The sequence below is a fragment of the Streptomyces sp. YGL11-2 genome, from assembly GCF_050054615.1.
GTDB lineage: Bacteria > Actinomycetota > Actinomycetes > Streptomycetales > Streptomycetaceae > Streptomyces.
This window is the reverse complement of the sequence record NZ_JBNHIN010000063.1, coordinates 1-18,982: the sequence shown is the minus strand read 5'-3', so window position 1 is coordinate 18,982 and position 18,982 is coordinate 1. Positions and strand designations below refer to the sequence as shown.

General features: G+C 67.5%; 14 protein-coding genes and 5 pseudogenes. 12 read left to right on the top strand and 7 right to left on the bottom strand.

Annotation, left to right across the window (positions count from 1 at the left end; all coding sequences use genetic code 11):
• Window positions 1-24: 24 nt before the first annotated feature.
• From ACO1BR_RS38245 to ACO1BR_RS38205, 9 genes and pseudogenes are all read left to right on the top strand, one after another.
• Window positions 25-1,473 (top strand): glycogen synthase, encoded by a 1,449-nt coding sequence (locus ACO1BR_RS38245; RefSeq protein ID WP_426799719.1) that lies wholly within the window; start codon window positions 25-27, stop codon window positions 1,471-1,473.
• Between the two features lie 90 nt (window positions 1,474-1,563).
• Window positions 1,564-2,472: an HAD family hydrolase gene (locus ACO1BR_RS38240; RefSeq protein WP_426799718.1), complete on the top strand. Its 909-nt coding sequence runs from the start codon at window positions 1,564-1,566 to the stop codon at window positions 2,470-2,472.
• Window positions 2,472-3,662 (top strand): glycogen synthase, encoded by a 1,191-nt coding sequence (gene glgA / locus ACO1BR_RS38235; RefSeq protein ID WP_426799717.1) that lies wholly within the window; start codon window positions 2,472-2,474, stop codon window positions 3,660-3,662. The genes ACO1BR_RS38240 and glgA overlap by 1 nt, the downstream gene beginning before the upstream one ends.
• A 310-nt stretch (window positions 3,663-3,972) precedes the next feature.
• Window positions 3,973-4,638, top strand: a complete 666-nt coding sequence (locus tag ACO1BR_RS38230; protein WP_426799716.1) for a hypothetical protein — start codon at window positions 3,973-3,975, stop codon at window positions 4,636-4,638.
• A 90-nt stretch (window positions 4,639-4,728) separates the two neighbouring features.
• A pseudogene (locus ACO1BR_RS38225) lies at window positions 4,729-5,586 on the top strand (transposase); the annotation flags it as partial.
• Window positions 5,587-6,266: 680 nt separating this feature from the next.
• A complete protein-coding gene (ltrA, locus tag ACO1BR_RS38220) occupies window positions 6,267-8,069 on the top strand; it encodes a group II intron reverse transcriptase/maturase (RefSeq protein ID WP_426799715.1) in 1,803 nt (600 codons plus the stop codon).
• 73 nt (window positions 8,070-8,142) lie between these two features.
• Window positions 8,143-8,661 (top strand): annotated as a pseudogene (locus ACO1BR_RS38215) (IS30 family transposase); the annotation flags it as partial.
• 116 nt (window positions 8,662-8,777) lie between these two features.
• A pseudogene (locus ACO1BR_RS38210) lies at window positions 8,778-8,957 on the top strand (IS3 family transposase); the annotation flags it as partial.
• A 114-nt stretch (window positions 8,958-9,071) separates the two neighbouring features.
• A pseudogene (locus ACO1BR_RS38205) lies at window positions 9,072-9,161 on the top strand (IS5 family transposase); the annotation flags it as partial.
• A gap of 78 nt (window positions 9,162-9,239) precedes the next feature.
• Here ACO1BR_RS38205 and ACO1BR_RS38200 read toward each other — a convergent pair.
• The 5 genes from ACO1BR_RS38200 to ACO1BR_RS38180 are packed head-to-tail and all read right to left on the bottom strand — an operon-like array spanning window position 9,240 to window position 13,842.
• Complete coding sequence (locus ACO1BR_RS38200) at window positions 9,240-10,388, bottom strand: acyl-CoA dehydrogenase family protein (protein ID WP_426799714.1); 1,149 nt, start codon at window positions 10,386-10,388, stop codon at window positions 9,240-9,242.
• Between the two features lie 2 nt (window positions 10,389-10,390).
• On the bottom strand, window positions 10,391-10,942 hold the full coding sequence (locus tag ACO1BR_RS38195) for a hypothetical protein (protein WP_426799713.1): 552 nt from the start codon (window positions 10,940-10,942) through the stop codon (window positions 10,391-10,393).
• Entirely contained in the window at window positions 10,939-11,208 is a 270-nt protein-coding gene (locus ACO1BR_RS38190) for an acyl carrier protein (RefSeq protein ID WP_426799712.1), read from the bottom strand. The genes ACO1BR_RS38195 and ACO1BR_RS38190 overlap by 4 nt, the downstream gene beginning before the upstream one ends.
• Entirely contained in the window at window positions 11,205-12,494 is a 1,290-nt protein-coding gene (locus ACO1BR_RS38185; protein ID WP_426799711.1) for a type III PLP-dependent enzyme, read from the bottom strand. Before ACO1BR_RS38185 ends, ACO1BR_RS38190 begins: the two co-directional genes overlap by 4 nt.
• A complete protein-coding gene (locus ACO1BR_RS38180; protein WP_426799710.1) occupies window positions 12,484-13,842 on the bottom strand; it encodes an ATP-grasp domain-containing protein in 1,359 nt (452 codons plus the stop codon). Before ACO1BR_RS38180 ends, ACO1BR_RS38185 begins: the two co-directional genes overlap by 11 nt.
• 162 nt (window positions 13,843-14,004) lie before the next feature.
• Between ACO1BR_RS38180 and ACO1BR_RS38175 the strand changes: the two genes are divergently transcribed.
• The 3 genes from ACO1BR_RS38175 to ACO1BR_RS38165 all read left to right on the top strand — a co-directional run bounded on the left by ACO1BR_RS38175 (window position 14,005) and on the right by ACO1BR_RS38165 (window position 17,574).
• Window positions 14,005-15,741 carry a carbamoyltransferase family protein gene (locus ACO1BR_RS38175; RefSeq protein WP_426799709.1) on the top strand — a complete coding sequence of 579 codons (1,737 nt, stop codon included), beginning with the start codon at window positions 14,005-14,007 and terminating at the stop codon, window positions 15,739-15,741.
• A gap of 589 nt (window positions 15,742-16,330) precedes the next feature.
• Complete coding sequence (locus tag ACO1BR_RS38170; protein WP_426799708.1) at window positions 16,331-16,591, top strand: hypothetical protein; 261 nt, start codon at window positions 16,331-16,333, stop codon at window positions 16,589-16,591.
• 308 nt (window positions 16,592-16,899) lie between these two features.
• Entirely contained in the window at window positions 16,900-17,574 is a 675-nt protein-coding gene (locus ACO1BR_RS38165; RefSeq protein WP_426799707.1) for a hypothetical protein, read from the top strand.
• Between the two features lie 111 nt (window positions 17,575-17,685).
• On the opposite strand, the gene ACO1BR_RS38160 is transcribed toward ACO1BR_RS38165, so the two are convergent.
• Window positions 17,686-18,138, bottom strand: coding sequence for an MFS transporter (locus ACO1BR_RS38160; protein WP_426799706.1), 453 nt, complete (start codon window positions 18,136-18,138; stop codon window positions 17,686-17,688).
• 88 nt (window positions 18,139-18,226) lie between these two features.
• A pseudogene (locus ACO1BR_RS38155) lies at window positions 18,227-18,778 on the bottom strand (MFS transporter); the annotation flags it as partial.
• Window positions 18,779-18,982: the final 204 nt, after the last annotated feature.

The window sequence follows — 18,982 nt, the reverse complement described above, 5'->3', positions numbered from 1 at the left end:
CCTGGTGCAACGGAGCCAAGACACTTGAAGTGCCTGTACATCACCCAGGAACACGCCCCGCACTTCGCGGAAGGCGGCCTCGGTCTTACCAGCAACGCGCTGCCGGCCACTCTTCAGAGCCGCCGCGGCGTGACGCACGACCTCGTCCTGCCCTACTACCCATGGCTGGTACAGCGGCAGGGCCTGGACACCGAAGTTGTCCTCACTCTGCCCGAGCGTGAGGTTGGCGGCATCCGCTCCGACGCCGAGATCCACCGCGTCCTCGGCTACGATGGCGTCTGCGAGATCTACCTTCTGCGGGCAGACGCCTGGTACGACCGCGGAGGTATCTACCGTGATGCCAACTACGCCGCCTTCAGCGACGAGACCCGCCGGGCCGCGTTCTTCGGCTCGTGCGTCGCGGAATGGCTACAGGTCACCGAGCACGACTACGACCTGATCCACGGTAACGACTGGCAGTCCGGTGCCGCGATGTCGCACCTACGGGACCGCTTCCCCACCCTCACTCAGGTCCTGACCATCCACAACGCCTTCTACCAGGGCCGATTGCGGCCCTTGGAACCCATCGGCCTCGGCCTGCCCGAGGCGCAGGTCGCTCGTCTGGAAGAGCACGCCCAGGGCAGCCCCAGCTTGTTCCTGCTCGGTCTGCTCGCTGCGGACGCAGCGGTCACCTGCAGCCCCACGTACGCATACGAGCTGGTGAAGGAGTTCCGTGGCACTCCCATAGGTGACGCCCTGGAACGCCTGGACATCACCGGCATCGTGTTCGGCGTCGACGACGTGCTGTGGGACCCGGCCGCTGTTGGACGGGTCACCCACCCCTACGACGCGGGCAACGTGGATCAGGGCAAGCGCCTGAACAAGCAGGCGCTGCAGAAGCACCTGGAACTCACCGAGGATGACACCCTGCCTGTGATCGGTGTCTGCTCACGCGTGGTACCGGAGAAGGGCAGCGACCTGTTGCTCGAGGCGCTGGCCCCGCTGCTCCGCGAGCAGCACGTCCAGCTGGTCCTGGTAGGCCCCAGCACCGACGAACTCCACTCCCGGCTGTGCGAACTGCGCGCCGCGGCCCCCGGCATGGTCGGCTATCTTCCCCAGTTCGCTCAAGACGTCGCCTGGCTTGTCTACGCGGGCGCCGACCTGACCGTGATGCCCTCGCGCATCGAACCGTGCGGACTCAACCAACTTATTGCCTACGGCTACGGCACCCTTCCGGTTGCAAGTCCTGTGGGGGGCCTGCGCGACACCGTGACCGATGTGCGCACCCACCCCAATGGAGGAGGCTTCGTTATCCCGGAGCACACTGTCGAGTCGGTCCGTTCCACCGTCCTCGCCGCCGTGGACTGGATGCGCGAGGGCCCGGACGAACTCACAGCTGTACGCCGCCGGGTCATGGCCCAGGACTGGTCCTGGGCTGTCACCGCCCGGGAGTACACCGAGCTCTACACCCGGCTGACCACGGCGACCACCTGACGCGGCCGCAGACCTCTGCCGCCGTGCCCGGTCGGTCCACCGAGGCCCAGGACGGCGGCAGGTCAGCAACAGAGAGGCACCATCGTGCGCATGAACGCCCCGGCGCTGGACGACAGCACTTCCGGAGAGTACATCGGCCCTCCGGCCCCCCGCCTGGTGGCCACCGACCTCGACGGAACACTGCTGCGCCCCGACGCCACCGTCTCCCCGCGGACCCGCGCGACCCTCGCCCGCGCCGTCGCGCGTGGCATCCACCACGTGATCGTCACCGGCCGCCCGGCCGCCGGCTGCGCTTCCTTCTTCGAGGCGCTCGGCTACACCGGGCTTGCCGTCTGTGGCCAGGGCGCGCAGATCTACGACGTAGGCCGCAGTCTGCTGCTCTCGTCCGTCCCACTGGACCGTGCCGCAGCACGCACGGTGGTATCTCGGTTGGAGACGGTGACAGGCCCGGTGGACATAGCCGCCGTGACTTCGGGCACCGGCGCCGAGTTCGTCGTCACCACTGGATTCGCCCGGGGTGACGAACGCGAACTCGCCCCGTTCCGCCCCGTCACTCGCCGGCAGCTGTGGGAGCTGCCGCTGGACAAGATCCTGCTGCGTCACCGCGCCCTGACGGATACCGAGCTGACCGAGGCGGCACTGCGGTGTGTGGGCCCGGGTCTGACCGTCACCCATGCTGGCCCGCGCATGGTTGAACTGCTTCCCACCGGCTTCGACAAGGCTACTGGCCTCGCCCGGGTAGCTGAGTCGCTCGGCGTTGGTGCGCAGGACGTCATCGCCTTCGGTGATATGCCCAACGACATCCCGATGCTGCGCTGGGCCGGGCATGCCGTGGCCATGACCAACGCCCACCCCAGTCTTAAGGCGGTAACCCAGGAGATTGCGCCCGACAACCACAACGATGGTGTGGCCGCGGTCCTGGAGCGGATTCTCCACCAGTGCGCCGAACCGGTATCAGGCCGCCTCGAGCGGATCTCTGACCAAGGAGCCTTCCTCTGATGCGAGTGGACCTGCTCACCCGCGAGTATCCGCCCTTCGTCTATGGCGGAGCAGGTGTCCACGTCGGCCACCTCACCCAGCACCTGCGCACCCTCGACGGGGTCGCCGACGTCCGCGTGCACTGCTACGGCGACGAGCACTCAGAAGCCGGCGTCATCGCTCACCGCGCCACCGGCAGCTTCACCGAGGCCAACTCGGCACTCCAGGCCATGGCCGTCAATCTGTCCATGACCGAGGCTGTTCGGGACACCTCCGTCGTGCACAGCCACACCTGGTACGCGAACTTCGCCGGCCACATTGCCAAGGTGCTGTATGGCGTTCCCCACGTCGCCACCGCGCACAGCCTTGAACCGCTGCGTCCGTGGAAGGCCGAACAGCTCTCCGGGGGCTACCGGTTGTCCTCCTTCATGGAGGAGACCGCACTGGTCGGTGCCGACCGGGTCATCGCGGTCTCCCGGGCGATGGCCGAGGACGTCGTCCGTGCGTACCCCCAGGTGGACTCGGAGCGGGTTCATGTCATCCACAATGGCGTCGACACCACCGACTTCACCCCCGACCACGGCATCGAGCACCTGACGCGGTTCGGAATCGCTCTGGACCGTCCGATCATCGCCTGCGTTGCACGCATCACCCGGCAGAAGGGCCTCGGGCACCTGCTGCGCGCTGCCGAGCACTTCCCGCGCGAGACCCAGCTGGTCATCGTCGCCCAGGCCTCCGACACCCCTGAGCAGCGTCAGGGTTTCGGGCTCGCCGTCGACCGGCTGCGCGCTCGGGGGGTCCGGGCGACATGGATCGGCGGCGCCTTCCCGCGCGCCGCGCTGCTGCAACTGCTGACTCATGCCCAGGTGTTCGTCTGCCCGTCCATCTACGAGCCCATGGGCATCGTCAACCTGGAGGCAATGGCCTGCGGCACAGCGGTGGTGGCGACGGCGACCGGGGGCATCCCGGAGGTCGTTGACGACGGCGTGACAGGTCTGCTCGTGCCCCTGGAGACTGCCGACGGAGGTAGTGGCGAACCAGCCGCCCCTGAGGTGTTCGCCAAAGAGATGGCCTCGCGCGTCAGCCACCTGATTGACCATCCGCAGACCGCCCGGCAGATGGGACTGGCCGGCCGACAGCGTACCGTCGACCTGTTCTCCTGGGCATCGGTGGCCGAACAGGTGCACAGCGTCTATCGATCCGTCGCATGACCACACAGGAATCAGCACGGCCGCTCGCGAACCGGTCGGGCACGGCCGAGCCCGCGATGCACATCATCGGCTTCGCCTACGAGTGCGGAGCCTTCGACCCCCGCCTGATGCGCAGCGGAACCGCTGCCCTGGTGTGGAACTCGGCCCGCGCGTTCATTCGCGCCGGGCACCGGGTCATGCCCACGGCCAACACGCCCTGCTGCGCGAACGGTACGGCGCTCGGGACACGGGCTACACACACGAACACGTTGTGCCGCTGGAACCCGATTCAGGCAGTACGGGCGGCCCGCAGTCGGCACAGCCACGCGTCGTGACCCGAGCTCTGCACATGCGGCGCGAAGGCGTTGACCTCTACTTCCTGAGCAACCGTTTCCTCGACGCCTGGCCCGGCACTTTCTACCCACCCCACGAGGACGAGGGCAGCTGGCCGGAGTGCGCCAAGCCGCTGGTGTTTCAACTCGACGGTATCCGCTTTATCCGGGTCTACTTCGCGCACGAGACCGCCATCGTCCACGCACACGAACCGCTGCATCACTACCTGGTTCCGGCCGCCTTCGCCGGCGACCCGCTCAAGAAGGTGGTGACCACCGTCGCCACCAACCATCCCGTGGACACGGTCCTGCCTCTGCGCCAGGTCCGGGCGTCCTTGGAGCACCTGGGGGTCGTTCAGGATCTCGCCCAGTACGCGGAGCTGCCCGCGAGGATCGGCCCGGACGTGGACTCCGCCACCCCGGATAGCCTGAGTTTCCTCTCGATGGTGTACGACCAGGCCGACGCGGTCGACTTCCTGTGCGAGGGGCAGCGCGATTTCTACACCACCTTCGAGGGCACTGAGTTCGCCCCCCATTACCGCCGGCTCGCCGTCTCCGGGTTCGCCGCCCGCAGTGCCCACAAGCACGTCGTGGGGGCTGCGCTCTCTCCGACAGCTGGCTGGAGATGGCCGCCGGACGCAGCCGTCTCCAGCCCGGCTGCGTAGTGCATTCGGACCGCGGCAGCGAAGGCGGATTCAACTGGTCGTCGCAACACCTCGATCATGGAGGTGTTTGTGGGCAGGCCAGCGGGCTGGATGACGGAGCTGACCGGCAGGTCACCGATGAAGTCGCCGGGCAAGCCGTCGCTGCGACGCGACGCGGAGCGGTTGTTCTGGCGTGAGATCGGCAAAGGGCTTACCAGTGAGGAGGCCGCGATCGCGGTCGGCGCGTCTTCGGCGGCCGGCAGTCGTTGGTTCCGGGAGCGTGGCGGTATGCCGACGTTCCTGCGGGTCCCGCTCACGGGCCGCTACCTGTCGTTTGAAGAGCGCGAAGAGATCGCCCTGCTGAAGGCTCAGGACGCCGGAGTAAGAGAGATCGCCCGCAGGCTCGGCCGCCACCCCTCGACCATCTCCCGGGAACTGCGCCGCAACGCGGCCACCCGCGGAGGCAAGCTCGACTACCGAGCCTCGGTCGCGCAGTGGAAGGCAGAGCTGATGGCGCAACGCCCCAAGACGGCCAAGCTCGTCGAGAACGACCGGCTGCGCGGATACGTGCAGGAACGGCTCTCTGGCCAGGTCCAACGCCCGGACGGAACAACGGTGGTGGGGCCTGCGACGGCACCGTGGAAGGGGCGCAACAAGCCACGGCGCCAGGACCGGCGCTGGACGACCGCCTGGAGCCCGGAGCAGATCGCGAACCGACTGCAGGTCGACTTCCCCGAGGATGACTCCACGCGCATCTCACACGAGGCGATCTACCAGGCGCTCTACGTGCAAAGCCGCGGCGCGCTCAAACGCGAGCTGGTCGCCTGCCTGCGCACCGGGCGGGCGCTCCGCGTCCCGCGAGCGCGTGCGAAGCAGCGCGCCACCGGTCATGTCACCCCGGACGTCATGATCAGCCAGCGGCCCGCCGAGGTCGAGGACCGTGCGGTGCCAGGACACTGGGAAGGTGACCGTGCGACACGAAGCCGCACGAATACGAGTGGACTGACCGATTGGAGAGGCAGTTGATGCAGCTGTAGGTGCAGTCACGGGTCCGTGTCCGTATGACCCGTCCCCGCCCTTGACGTGCGATGCCGGTAACGGCGTGGTGCGAAGCTCAGGGGAAAGCCCAAGGACTTCCGTTCCATCCGGGAGTTACCGGCAAGGGGAAGACCGGACGGGTGAAGTACATGAACTCCCGATGATGCCTCGTGATCCCAAGCCCCGCCGATGGAATGCGTGAGTGGGGTGCATGGCTAGCCGTTGAGAAGCGGCAGGCGCTGGCCGGTAGAGGTCACTCCGGCCAGGTGGACACCGCCGCCTCGGGGTAAAGGGAGCACCCACCCCGGTCGTATCTCATTCGTGTGGAACGTGGAAACCCCGTTGGGGTCCGGGCCGCTTTGACCCGGTCAGCCGACCGTAAGGAAGGCTCAACTCCCCAGCGGGAACAGGACGGCCCAACAAGCCAACGCCGGAAGCCGAAAGGAAACGGGAAAGCGGTGCATCATGACCGGCCTCTCCGCCGGACGCCTCGCATAACCGTCCGGATACGGGCACACTGCCCGGACCCGAAAGGGTGCTGACGTGGGCCGGGTGAGCCTGTGCAGAATCACTGGATAAAGACGACGGAACCGAGGGGCAAGTTGGACACCATGCAGATAGTAGACGGGTCGGCCCCGGCCCTTCCGGCTGCTTCTGTGCCGGTGAACGGACCCGAGGGCGAAGACTTGGACTGGGCGTCGATTGACTGGCGGCGGGTCGAGGAAGACGTACGGCGTCTGCGGCAGAGGATCTTCACGGCATCGCAAGCAGGGGACCTGAAGAAGGTCCGCAATTTGCAGAAGCTGATGCTCCGGTCTCGCTCGAACACACTCTTGAGTGTGCGATGGGTTACGGAGATCAACGCTGGACGCGCGACGGCGGGAGTCGACGGAAAGGTAGTGCTGTTATCCCAGTCCAAGGCCGCATTGGCTAACTGGGTCCAGCACCGTGCCCGACCGTGGATTCCCAAGCCCGTCAGAAGGGTGTTCATCCCCAAACCGGGGACCGTGAAGAAGCGCGGACTCGGGATTCCCGTGATTGTCGACCGGTGCCTGCAAGCTGTGGCATTGGGAGCGTTGGAACCCGAGTGGGAAGCGCGGTTCGAGCCGAAGTCGTACGGCTTTCGGCCCGGCCGCGGCTGTCACGACGCGATCGGGGCCATCTACTCCACGCTCAACGGGAAGAACCCGCAGCGTGCGTGGGTACTCGACGCGGACCTGACGGCGGCGTTCGACCGTATCGACCACGACCGGCTGATGGCCGCACTCGGCACCTTCCCCGCCAGGGGACTGGTCCGGCAGTGGCTGAAGGCCGGGATCGTGGATCACGGTCGGCTCGCCCCGACCGAGGAGGGAACTCCGCAGGGTGGGGTGATCAGCCCATTGCTCTTTAACGTGGCCCTGCACGGGATGGAGGAAGCCGCAGGGGTCCGCTATTACACAACCGGCAGAGATGCTGGGAGTGCACAGAGCGGTAGCCCCGTGCTGGTGCGGTACGCAGCCGATTTTGTCGCGATGTGCACCAGCCGGGAACAGGCCGAGCAGGTCAAGGAACGGCTGGCTGCATGGCTGGCACCCAGGGGACTCGCTTTCCACGAGGACAAGACACGTATCGTCCATGCGGAGAGCGGATTCGATTTCCTGGGGTTCAATGTCCGCCGCTATCACGGCAAACTGCTGATCAAGCCCAGCAAGGCGGCTCAACGACGGATCCGGGAACGGCTCAGCACCGAAATGGTGGCCCTGCGAGGGGCCAACGCCGGTGCGGTACTCAAGAAGATCAACCCGATCGTGCGGGGTTGGTCGGCCTACTACCGGACGGTGGTGTCCAGCGAGATCTTCACGGCGCTGGACAATCACATGTGGAAGCTCGCTTACAAGTGGGCCAAGCACAGCCACCCGAACAAGCCGAAGCACTGGATATCCGACAAGTACTTCGGCCTGTTCAACAGGTCCAGGAAGGACCGGTGGGTGTTCGGTGACCGCGATAGCGGCGCCTACCTGCTCAAGTTCTCCTGGACGAAGATAGTCCGGCACCAGTTGGTCAAGGGGAAGGTGTCTCCGGACGACCCAGCCCTGGAATCATATTGGGCTCAGCGGCGACGCAAGGGAACTCCTCTGCCAGTCGACGTCATGACCGTGCGCCTCCTACAGGCACAACACGGCCGTTGCCCGATCTGCGGAGGGCTCCTGCTGCATGCCGACCACCCGCCACAAAGCCCGCAGGAATGGGAAGCGTGGCGGGTCGTCATCCGGAAAGCGATCTCCAAGCAATACATCGCGTTCCCGGACGAGGGCACGCCGGACGGTCAACGACTCCGTCTCCTCCACACCCATTGTCAGCGGCGGAATGGAGCCGCCCCGATGACGAGTCCAGCACTTTTGCCTGCCGGCGAGCCCCTGGGGCTTGCTTGAGCCGTGTGCGGTGAATAGCTGCTTGCACGGTTCTGAGGGGGCGGGGACGCAGTAATGCGTCCCCGCTACCCGACTGATCATCGGGACCAGCCGGTCCGCGATTGGCACGCTGGTGGAGCGCACGACCAGATTCACCATGCTGCTGCACCTGCCGCGGATGGACGGCTTCGGCGTCGAACCGTGCACGAAGAACGGCCCGCCGCTGGGCGGTTACGGCGCTGAGGCGATGAAGGACGCCATCGCCGCCGGCATCACCACCCTGCCCGAGCAGCTCCGCCGCTCGCTGACTTGGGATCGCGGCAAGGAACTCGCCCAGCACGCCCAGCTGAGGATCGACACCGGATTGCCGGTCTACTTCGCCGACCCGCACAGCCCCTGGCAACGGGGCACGAACGAAAACACGAACGGACTCCTTCGCCAGTACTTTCCCAAGGGCACCGACCTTTCACGCTGGAACGCCGACGAGCTCGAAGCCGTCGCCATCGCCCTCAACAGCAGGCCCCGCAAGACTCTCGGCTGGAAGACCCCCGCCGAAGCCCTCAACGAGCACCTATTCTTGATCCAAGAGACCGGTGTTGCGACGACCGGTTGAGTCCGGGGAATACACCAGCAGCCAATTCCGAGATGAAATAGGCGAGTTGGGCCTCCGGTAGAGCTGCGGACGCACCGGATCCTGCTTCCGACAACGCCGCCGCGGAGAGCTTCTGGGCCCTGCTCAAAGAAGAGATCGGCACCCGCGTCTGGCCCGACCGGGCCACCGCCCGCGCCGAGGTCTTCGACTTCATCGAGACGTTCTACAACCGCCGCCGCCTGCGCAAGCACAAAGTCTTCGGCTACCTCACCCCAGCCGAGACCCGACAGCGGCACCACCACGACCTCGCGGCATAGAAATCGAGTGTCCAAGATCACGGGGAAGCTTCACGCTGCTGCGCTACCTGCACGTGGACGGCCGGATCCCGGCATCGCTGACCGGGTCGGTTCCCGCGGTGGCGGGCTGGCGGCCGCTCCGAAGCCATGATCCACCTCGCGATGATCGACCTCATGGCCCGCAGACTCACCGGCGAAGCCACCCCCAACTGGCGCGGAACCTGACCCGGGACCAAACACGAACCACCGGACCAAACGCTCAGTAAGCGTCCGTTCAGCTGGGATCGTCCACATCCAGGCCTCTCACGCACCCCCGGCACACTGCCTCAACGGGTCGTCACCGGCCAGCTTGCCAGTGAACAGACCCTGGAAGAGGGTCAGCTTCTGCATGTGGGTCGTGCCCTCCATGAACTCGACCCCCTGCGCGTCGCGGGCGAGCTTGTCGAGCACCGGGTGCTCCAGTCGCGCGCCCGGCCCGAACAACGCGCACACCTGCGTGGTTGCGTCGGCGGCAAGGCTGGTCGCCCGCGCCTTCGCGGCCGAGGCGAGGTGCCCGTCACGGGTGTCGGCGTCGACCGCGGCGGCGGCGAGCCGGACGAGCTTCCGCGTGCCCCCGATGCGCCGGCCGAGGTCGTCCAGGCGGTCCTGCTCGTCGCGGCGCAACGCCCGGCGGTGCGTGGCCGCGTACTCGTGTGCGGCACGGGCGATACCGAGCGAGATCGCCGCGACGCCCGGCCGCAGCAGGTTGAACGCCTGCGCGAACGCCCAGGTACCCCGCCGTGACGGCGACAGATGCCTGCCAAGGAACAGCTTGGGGTCGACCGGTACGCGGTCCATCGTGATCGCGCCGATCCGCGCGCCACACAGGCCGATGGTGTCCAGTGCTTCGGTGTGCCAGCCTGGCGCGGGAGTCTCGACCAGCACGGCGTTGATGCCGAGCGGACCGGGCCGGTTGCGCGCGAACACGACTCCGACCTGGCCGCGCGCGCCGTTGCCGACGTACCGTTTCCGGCCGCTGAGCGCCGGTCGGCCGTCGGCGGTAACGTCGATGCGGGTCGTCAGCTCACTCGCGTCGGAACCACGCTCAGGCTCGGTCAGCGCGAAGAACGTCCATCGCTGGTCCTCCAGCATCCGCTGGTAGAACCACTTCTTCTGGTCGTCGTCGGCGAGTAGCGACACGAGAACGCCGACCAGCAACGGTCCGGGCGCGCCCAGCAGGACGCCGGCATCGCCAAAGGCCATCTCCTCCATCGCCACGACGCGTTCGGCGGCAGTCGTGCCGCAGAAAAGGTGCGGGTTGCCGTGCTCGCGTGGGATGCCCATCGTCGAGAGGTACCGCACGCCCGGCAGGTCGAAGTGCTTCCGGATCGACTCCGGGTAACGGTCGATGCCCATGCCGACCGCACGGAAGCCTTCGCCCCAGGACCGGGCCTGGCCCGTCAGCTCGTCCATGGTCACAAGTGCTCCCCCTGGTGGACGTCGGCCAGCAGGCCGGACACGTGAATGGTCTGGCCGGGGCCGTCGCTGAGGTAGCCGCTCGCGCCGAGCAGCCGCACCAGCATCCGGTCGGCGGTGGTGATCCGCGCGTGCAACCGGTCCAGTTCCGCACCCGCGAGGTCACCGGGGCCCGCGCCGGTCAGTGCCGCCCGGACCTCCAGGTGTTCGAGCAGACCGTCGGCGATGTCCGACTTCACCATCTGGTGCCGCAGCAGACGCCGCCCATGGAGGTGGCGCATCACCTCGTCGCGCAACGCCTCGGACAGCCCGAGCCGCAACCACACCAGCCCGAGCGCCGACGAGGCGTCCGCCGGCTCGGCGCCCTTGATCGCCACAACCTCGCCGTCCGGGAGAATGAACGAGCAGAGCTCGGCCGCCCCCGTAGGCACCGCTCCGCGCGGCACCAGGGCATGGCCGCCGGCGCCAGACACCGGCGGCAGTTCGGTTAGCGCGCTGACCAGGCCCTTGTCACGGGCGACCCGGTAACAGTGCGACCAGGGCGCGGTCACGCCTGCTGCTCGGCGACGACGAAGTCGGCGAGCGTGCGCACCGACTCGAAGTGCGACATCTCCAGGTTGTCCGAGTCGAACTCGGTCGCGAGCTCCTCCTCCAGCTGCATCAGCAGCTCGAAGACTCCGGTCGAGTCGAGGCCAAGCTCGTCGAACAGGCGCGAGTCCTCGGTCAGCTCGGGCAGCTCGTAGTCGAGCACTTGAGCCAGCACGGACTTGACGGCGGAGACGATCCGCTCACGGCTCGCGGTGGTGGTGTCGGTCATGACGTGGTCAACCTTTCGGATGCGACGGCGGGCAGGCGCTGGCCCCGCAACAGGTCTTCTGAGGTGTCCCGCTCGCGGACGAGGTGGGCCTGCCCGTCCTGGACGAGTACCTCGGCCGGGTAGCCGTGGCTGAGGAACTGCACCGGGGACGCGGTCGGGCCGTATGCGCCGGAACGCAGTACGCCAACGAGGTCGCCGGGCCGCACGGCGGGCAACGCAATCTTCTTGCCGAGTGTGTCGTTCGGCGTGCACAGCGGGCCGGTGACGTGCCAGCTCTCGTCGGCGGGTTCGTCGAGGCGGTTGAGCAGGGCCATCGGGAAGTTCCGCTTCACGAACGAGCCGATCCCGACAGCGGCCATGTGGTGGTTCGTGCCGCCGTCGGCGACCGCAAACCGTTCCCCCATCGACTCCTTCACGTACCGGACCCGCGCGACATACGTGCCCGCAGTCGCGGTGAGGTAACGCCCCAGTTCCATCACCAGCCTGGTCCGCGGGTGCGCGTCGGCGAACTCCGCGATCAACGGGTTTAGCCGCGCCGCGAGCAGGGGCAGGTCGAGATCGCGCTCGCCGTCGAAGTAGGCGACGCCGAGGCCGCCGCCGATGTCCACCGTCTCCAGCTCGAACCCCAACTCGGCGCTCACCCGCCCAGCCAGCTCGAAGATCCGCGCCGTGTTCTCAGCAACCGCCTCCTCGCTGAGGATCCGGGTGCCCATGTAGGCGTGCACGCCCATCAGCCGCACGTTCGCGTGCGGGCCGGCGAGACCGGTCCGGGCGAGCAGCTGTACCTCGTCGATGCCGAACTGGCGGGGCTTGCCGCCCATCGTCAGCCCGGAGCCCTTGACCGAGAAGGTGGGGTTGACCCGCAGCATGACGCGGGCGACCGCGCCGCGCCGCCGGGCCAGCTCGTCGATGAGGTCCAGCTCGCCGAGCGACTCGCAGACGATCGCGTGGATACCGTGCTCCAGGCAGGCTTCCAGTTCCCCTGCGCTCTTGCCGGGACCGAGGAAGATGATGTCGCGCGGGGCGACACCGGCGCGCAGCGCGGTGAGCAGTTCCACGAGCGACGACACCTCCGCACGGGCACCGCGGGCGTGCAGTGCAGCGCAGACGGCGACGTTCGGATTGGCCTTGAGGGAGAAGAAGAACTCAAGCCGCGGGTGCAGCTCCGCCCGCAGACCGTCGATCCTGGACGCGAGTTCGGCGCCGTCGTAAAGGTACAGCGGAGTGCCGAACCTCTCGGCCAGCTCGCTGATGCCAATGCCCTGGATCTCGAACTCAGCGCCCATCGCCGATGCCCCTCTCTGCCAGCCGGGTGGTGATCTCTGCGTCGATCGCGAGCACCTCGTCGTCGGACCCGCCGATCAGGACGCCGTAGAGCCTGCCGTCGAACGATGCGTCCGCGCGGGCACCCGCGTTGACCGTGCCGAAGTTGTTGACCAGCAGGCCGGTGCCGTGCGCGCGGTCGAGCAGGAGCCCGTCCAGCAGGTCGCGGATGACGCCGAAGCCGAGCCGCTCGGTGAGTCGGACCGGATAGTGCCGGGCCAGCGCCACCTGGCTCGGTCCGACGAAGTGCTCCTGCAACGGCACCTGGTAGGTCGACATGTTGTTGCGCGCGTTGATCTCGATCACCGGGTACAGCCCGCCATCCGGGTCGATCATCGCGTCTACGCCGACGACCCCGAAGTAGCCGTCCGCGGCGAGCCTCGCTCCCACGGCCCGCGCAGCCTCGCGCAGCTCCGCGACCTGCGCCGCGCAGAGCCTGGCGGGCATCCGATGTCCTTTGTGGACACCACCGTCGGTGAGCTGCTCCTTGACGAAGTCGAAGTGGACAGACCCGTCCCGCCCGAGCGTGAACTGGTAGTTCAGGTCGCCGGAGGACGCCACCCACTCCTCGACACAGAACGCGATCCGCTCGCGGCCGGACCTTTTCACCTGCTTGGCGATCATCCGGAGCACCCGGTCCATCCGCCGGGCGCTGTCCAGTGCGGCGATGCCCTTGCCGGAGACGCCGAAACCTTCCTTCACCACGACCTTGCGACCCTGGTCGAGCAGCGTGCCGGCGGCGGCGAAGGCCTGCTCCAGCTCCGTGAGGCTGGCGCACGCCCAGCCCGGCGGCTGGCGCAGATCGAGTTCGCCCGCGACGCGGCGGCTGTACACCTTGTTGTTAACGGCCTTGCAGACCGCGGCGTCCGGCGCGGCCAGCGGCACACCACTGCGGTGCGCGAGAAGCTCCTCGTGCGCGGAGACGCCGTGTGCGACAAGGTGCCTGTCCCGGCCTGCCAGCCGCTCCAGCAGCGCCGGGTCCTCCAGTGCGTCCTCGGTCACCGTGCGGCGCGGGTCCTGCTTCGCCACCACGTGCACGGTGGGAAGCGCCACCCCGAGCCCGGTCAGGTGGTCCAGGTACTCCGCGTCCGGGGCGGCCTTAAGCACCACGTGATCGCGCTCACCCGCCATCAGCAGTGCGAAGGAGTCCATGTGGTTGACCACGGCGTTGTGGCCCGCGGCCGACACGCGCGGCAGCGTGCACTCGTCACGGGCCCACTGTTCCTCGACCTCGAAGTTTCCGAGAAAGACGAGCGAGGCGTCCGGCGTGCCCGCGACCGCGGTCTTCAGACGGCTGGAGAAATCGTCCATGTCGGCAGAGCCTTCATCACGAGCACAGCCGGAACCAGCCCCTCGTTTGGGTATACCCATCTCGCCTGGTCCTTGGCGCGACCGCTGGAGGCTTGTCCCGCGCATGCGGTCACACGAGGTTGGAAGACCTCGAACCAGGTCTTCACGGAGGGATGGACGACGATGATCGTCTTGGGCATCAGCGGTCTGCCCCACGCACAGGCCCGGCTCCGGGCCACCACGCCCGGTCTGTCCACACTGGACGAACGCAACTGCCAGGGCAACGACAGCGCGGCCTGTCTGGTGGTCGACGGCGAGATCGTCGCGGCCGCGGCCGAGGAGCGCTTCACCGGCGAGAAGGCCACCGGCAGCCTACCGGTGGCGGCGATCGACCACTGTCTGCGGGCTGCAGGGATCAAGTCCAGTGACGTGGACGCGATCGCACACGGCTTCAACTACGACCGGCACCGTGGCCTGTTCGAGCCGTCGTACTTCACCGAGGTCCTCAGCGGTCGCACCGTCGTAGACGGGCTCACCGCCGCGGGCTGGGAGGAGGTCGAGTCCCGGTTCCACCCGGTCGACCACCACCTCGCACATGCCGCGTCCGCCTTCCAACCCAGCGGCTACGAATCCGCATTGTGCGTCGTGTCCGACGGCATGGGCGAGACTGAGTCGATCTCGGTCTTCGTCGGCCGGAACGGCAAGCTAGAACGGGTACAACGCCAGCCGATCACGTCGTCACTCGGGCTGCTGTACTCGATCTGCACCCGGTTCCTCGGCTTCGCGTCGAACTCTGACGAGTACAAGGTCATGGGCCTCGCCGCGTACGGCGACCCGGCCCCGTTCCGCGCGCTGTTCGCCGAGCTCGCCCGATTCGACACCGATACCGGCCGGATCAGGATCGCCCTGCCCCGCGGAAGCCTCACGGAGCCGGAGCTCGGCTACCCACAGGCGCTGGAGTTCCTGCGCGCCAAGGCGTTCACGCCGGTGGAGGCTGACGGCCAGGTGCACCAGCGGGAAGCCGATTTCGCGGCCGCGCTACAGGAACGGCACACCCAGCTGCTCGTCGAACTGGTCGAGTTCTGGCTGGCGCGCACCGGTGAGCGGTCGCTGTGCCTGGCGGGCGGGTCGTTCCTCAACTGCAAGACGAACCAGACGCTGTGCGCCTTGCCCGGCGTGGACCGCGTGTTCGTCCAGCCCGCCGCGGGCGACGACGGCACGGCGATCGGCGCCGCACTCGCGGTGTCGGACTCTCCTTATGTGGCCGCCACACCGCTGTTCGACCCTTATCTCGGGCCGTCCTACTCCGCCGCCGACGTGCGCGAGGCGCTCACCGAGTCGGACGATGTAGCGTGGGAGTACGTCGGCCTGACCGGCGAGTACTTCGCCGCCGCCGCGGGCGAACTCGCCAAGGACCGGATCATCGCATGGTTTCACGGCCGGATGGAGTTCGGCCCGCGCGCGCTCGGCAACCGCTCGATCCTCGGTCTGCCCGCCGGCGACCGGATCAAGGAGCGGATCAACAGCCTGGTGAAGTTCCGCGAGCCGTTCCGTCCCTTCGCGCCCGCCGTGCTCGACACCGACCTGCACGAGCTGTTCGACACCCCCGGCAGCACGCCGACGACGTACATGCTGTGTACGGCAGCCGTCCGCGAGGAGCACCGCGCCGCCGTGGCCGGAGTCGTGCACGCGGACGGCTCGGCGCGCGTGCAGTCCGTCAGCCGTGACGTCAACGAGAACTTCTGGACGTTGCTCACGGAGGTCAAGCGGCACACCGGAGCTGGCTGCGTGGTCAACACGTCGTTCAACGTCAAGGGTCAGCCCCTGATTATGGACCCGCGAACGGCGATCGACACGTTCGTGCGGACCTCGCTGGACCGCCTCTACATCGAGGGCTTCGTAGTCTCGAAGCGCCAGTAGTGTTTCTGGCGCAAAATGAACTTACTTGTACATATAAGGCCCAAATATTAGATTCAGAATCTAAAGGTGTTTTATATCTCTCTTGGCGCGATCCGCCCCCCTGCCCTTGGGGTCACCCTGGGCTGTTTGAACGGGATCGGTGCGCCGCGTACGCCCGACCACGGAACACGAGGAGCGCGGACCGGACTTGACGGACAATCAGTGGCAGTTGTTCCAGCCGATGATCACGAGTTAGAGGGGGTGCCGGTGGCCCGGTTGGCGACCGGTGCCCCAGGCTCCTGCACCCTGCGAGAGGTCGCAAACGCGGTCTTCTACAGAACCGGACGGGCTATCAGCGGCTGCCGCTGCCGCACGACCTGCCGCCCTGGTGGAGCGCCTTCTACCACTTCCGGCTCTGGAAGGATGAAGGGATCGACGCCCGGCTCCAGGAAATCCGGGGCTGACAGGACCGCGGCGCGTCGGGCGGGACGCGGACCCGTCCCTGCTGGTCTTCGACACCCAGTCGATACGGGCGGCGGCAGTCGTCCCGAAGGGGACGACCGGACTTGACGCCGTCAAAAGGACCCCGGGGCGCAAGCGCAGCCTCGCGGTGGACGCCGACGGCCGGATCATCGGCGCCGTCGCACTGCTGGTCCCACCCCACGACAACAGCTTCGGCGTCGCCTTGCTCGACGAGGTCGCCGCGACCTGCGGACTACGCCTGGCGAAGGTCCTGGTCGACGAGGGCCTCAAGGAGACTGTCGTCGCCCCGCCCTCGCCCACGGCATCGATGTGGCGAGACCGTCCGCCGCAACCCCCGGGACAAGGCCGCCGACTTCGCCCCCCGGCCCGGCCCGCCGCCGGGTCGTAGAACGCACGAACAGCACCCTGATGATCTTCCGGCGCCTGGCCCGCGAATACGACCACCGCCTCGACACCACAGGCTCCCGCACCCGGTCGCCTCCACCTGCAATCTGCTCAACCGTCGCACCACCCGGCCCACCCCTGGCGCGACGCCCCGCACCGCGTGAGCGACCCCCTCCCTCGAGCATCTCCGCAGCCCCGCGCTGAAAGCCGCCGGTCACGAAGTGCAGACCATCCACTGCCGGATCGCCCCCCGGTCGGCGTGAGCAACTCCGAGCAGCGGCTCCGGACTGCGCATATGTCGGCATCTCCTGCATGACCGGCCCCGGCATCGGCAACGTTCTGGAGGCGATCAAGACCGTCCGCGTGGCGGCCCCGCACATCCTCCTCGCATGGGGCAGCTACCACGCAACACTGGCGTTCAGAGGCATCAGCCGCGAGGGCTTGGTCGATATCGTCGTGCGCGGTCCCGACGAAGCCACCTCCGTCGCCTTGGCCGACTCGGCGGACAGCGGCACCGGGTTCACTCCCGGCGCACTGGCCGGCATACCCAACCCGGCCTTCTCCGACGGTCGCATGGACATCAGCTCCGGAACCTCGCGGCGGCGGGTCACCACCACTGGATGCGGCTTCGCGATCGATCCGCGTTCACTGCCTCCCACCGATTACACCCTCCTCCCCGTCACGGACTACTGCACGGCCGCTGTCCGCGATCTGTCGTACAACATCAGCAGCTTCGGCTGTCCTCATCCGTGCACGTTCTGCAGCGAGCCGCAGACGAGCCTCCGCCGTTGGAAGGCATTTCTGGCGAAGCGGGTCGTGGACGAGGACTCCAACCTCTGGGACACCTACAAGCCTGACCAGATCACCCTGCTCGACCCGAACTTCTCCACCAACATCCAGCGCGTCGTGAATGTGGTGGAACTGCTGGAGCAGCGAGGGCTGTACATCCAACTCCGGGCTGACATGCGAACGACGGACGCAGATTGATCACCTGCGGTCTCGGCATCTCCCGGCACTGGACCAGACGGCTGGTCGGCGCGCTCCCTGCTGTAGCTGGGGTCTCTCGACAGGACCGCCGCCGTGATCAGGCTGGTCTGATCAGCTTGCGGGCACAGGCGCCGCGGCCGGCTGTCGCAGTCGCCGGGCGCCGAGCAACGCCACCAGCAGCGCGAGTCCCGCCGCAGTCGGCTGGAGCCAGTAGCCGGTGTGGGCGCCGTGGTGTTCCACGGTCCAGCCGGCGACGGACCCGCCGAGCGAGATGCCGCCGAGCAGCGCGGTCACCGCGAACGTCATGCCCTCGGTGATCTGCGATTTGGGTATGAGGTCCTGCACCAGCGTCATGCTGGTGATCATCGTCGGGGAGGTGGCCATGCCCGCGAGGAACATGAGCATGCACAACGACCACACATTGCCCACGAGGTTCAGCGGCAGCATCAGTAGTGCCATCGCACTGACCCCGAGCAGGAAACGGTTCGTGTTGCTGCCGCGCGGGGTGGCCAGGCCGAAGGCCATGCCCGCCACCGCAGAGCCGACCGCCTGCAGTGCCAGCACGAACCCGGCCACCCCCCTGCTCTAGCGAGTCGGTGTAGGCGACTGTCACGACCTCCAGCGAACCGAAGATGGCGCCGGTGAACACGAACGTGACAAGCATTACCTGGAGTCCGCGGTTGGTCAGCGGGGACCTTGCGCCGTGCTCCTCCGCCGGGAGGACCGGCGGCTCGGTGCCGCGTTGCGCGCAGAACAGCAGCGTACCGACGAGGGTCAACAGCGTGGCGAGAAGCCTGCCCGCCTCGGGGAACAACGCGCTGCTCAACCCGACGGCGAGAATCGGCCCGAGGATGAAGCACATCTCGTCGAGCACCTGCTCGAAGGAGTTGGCCACATGCATGGACTTCTCGTCGTCACGGTAGATCTTCGCCCAGCGTGCCCTGACCATCGCCCCGGCGTTCGGCGTGCTCGCGGACAGGATCGCGGTGGCGAACAGCGTCCACACCGGGGCGTGGAAGTGCGCGCAGGCCATCATCACGAACGACATCACGACGGACAGCACCGCAGCGGGCACCGCGATCCTAGCCTGGCCCTGCCGGTCGATCTGCCTGCCTAGCCACGGCCCCACGACCAGCGTGGTCGCGAGCGTGGTCGCGGAGACGGTGCCGGCGAGCGCGTAGGAGTCACGCAGCGACGCGACCATCACGACCGTGCTGACGCCGTACATCGACAGCGGCAATCGGGACAGGAAACCGGTCGCCGTGAAGGCGGCGGCGCCCTTCGCGTCGAAGAGTTGGCGGTAGGGCAGGAACAAGACATCTCCTAAAGCCAATACCAGTGATTTAGGGTTTTTTGCGGTGTTTGCTGGTGGGTTTGGTTGGTGGGACCAACCTGATGGTTGGGGTGG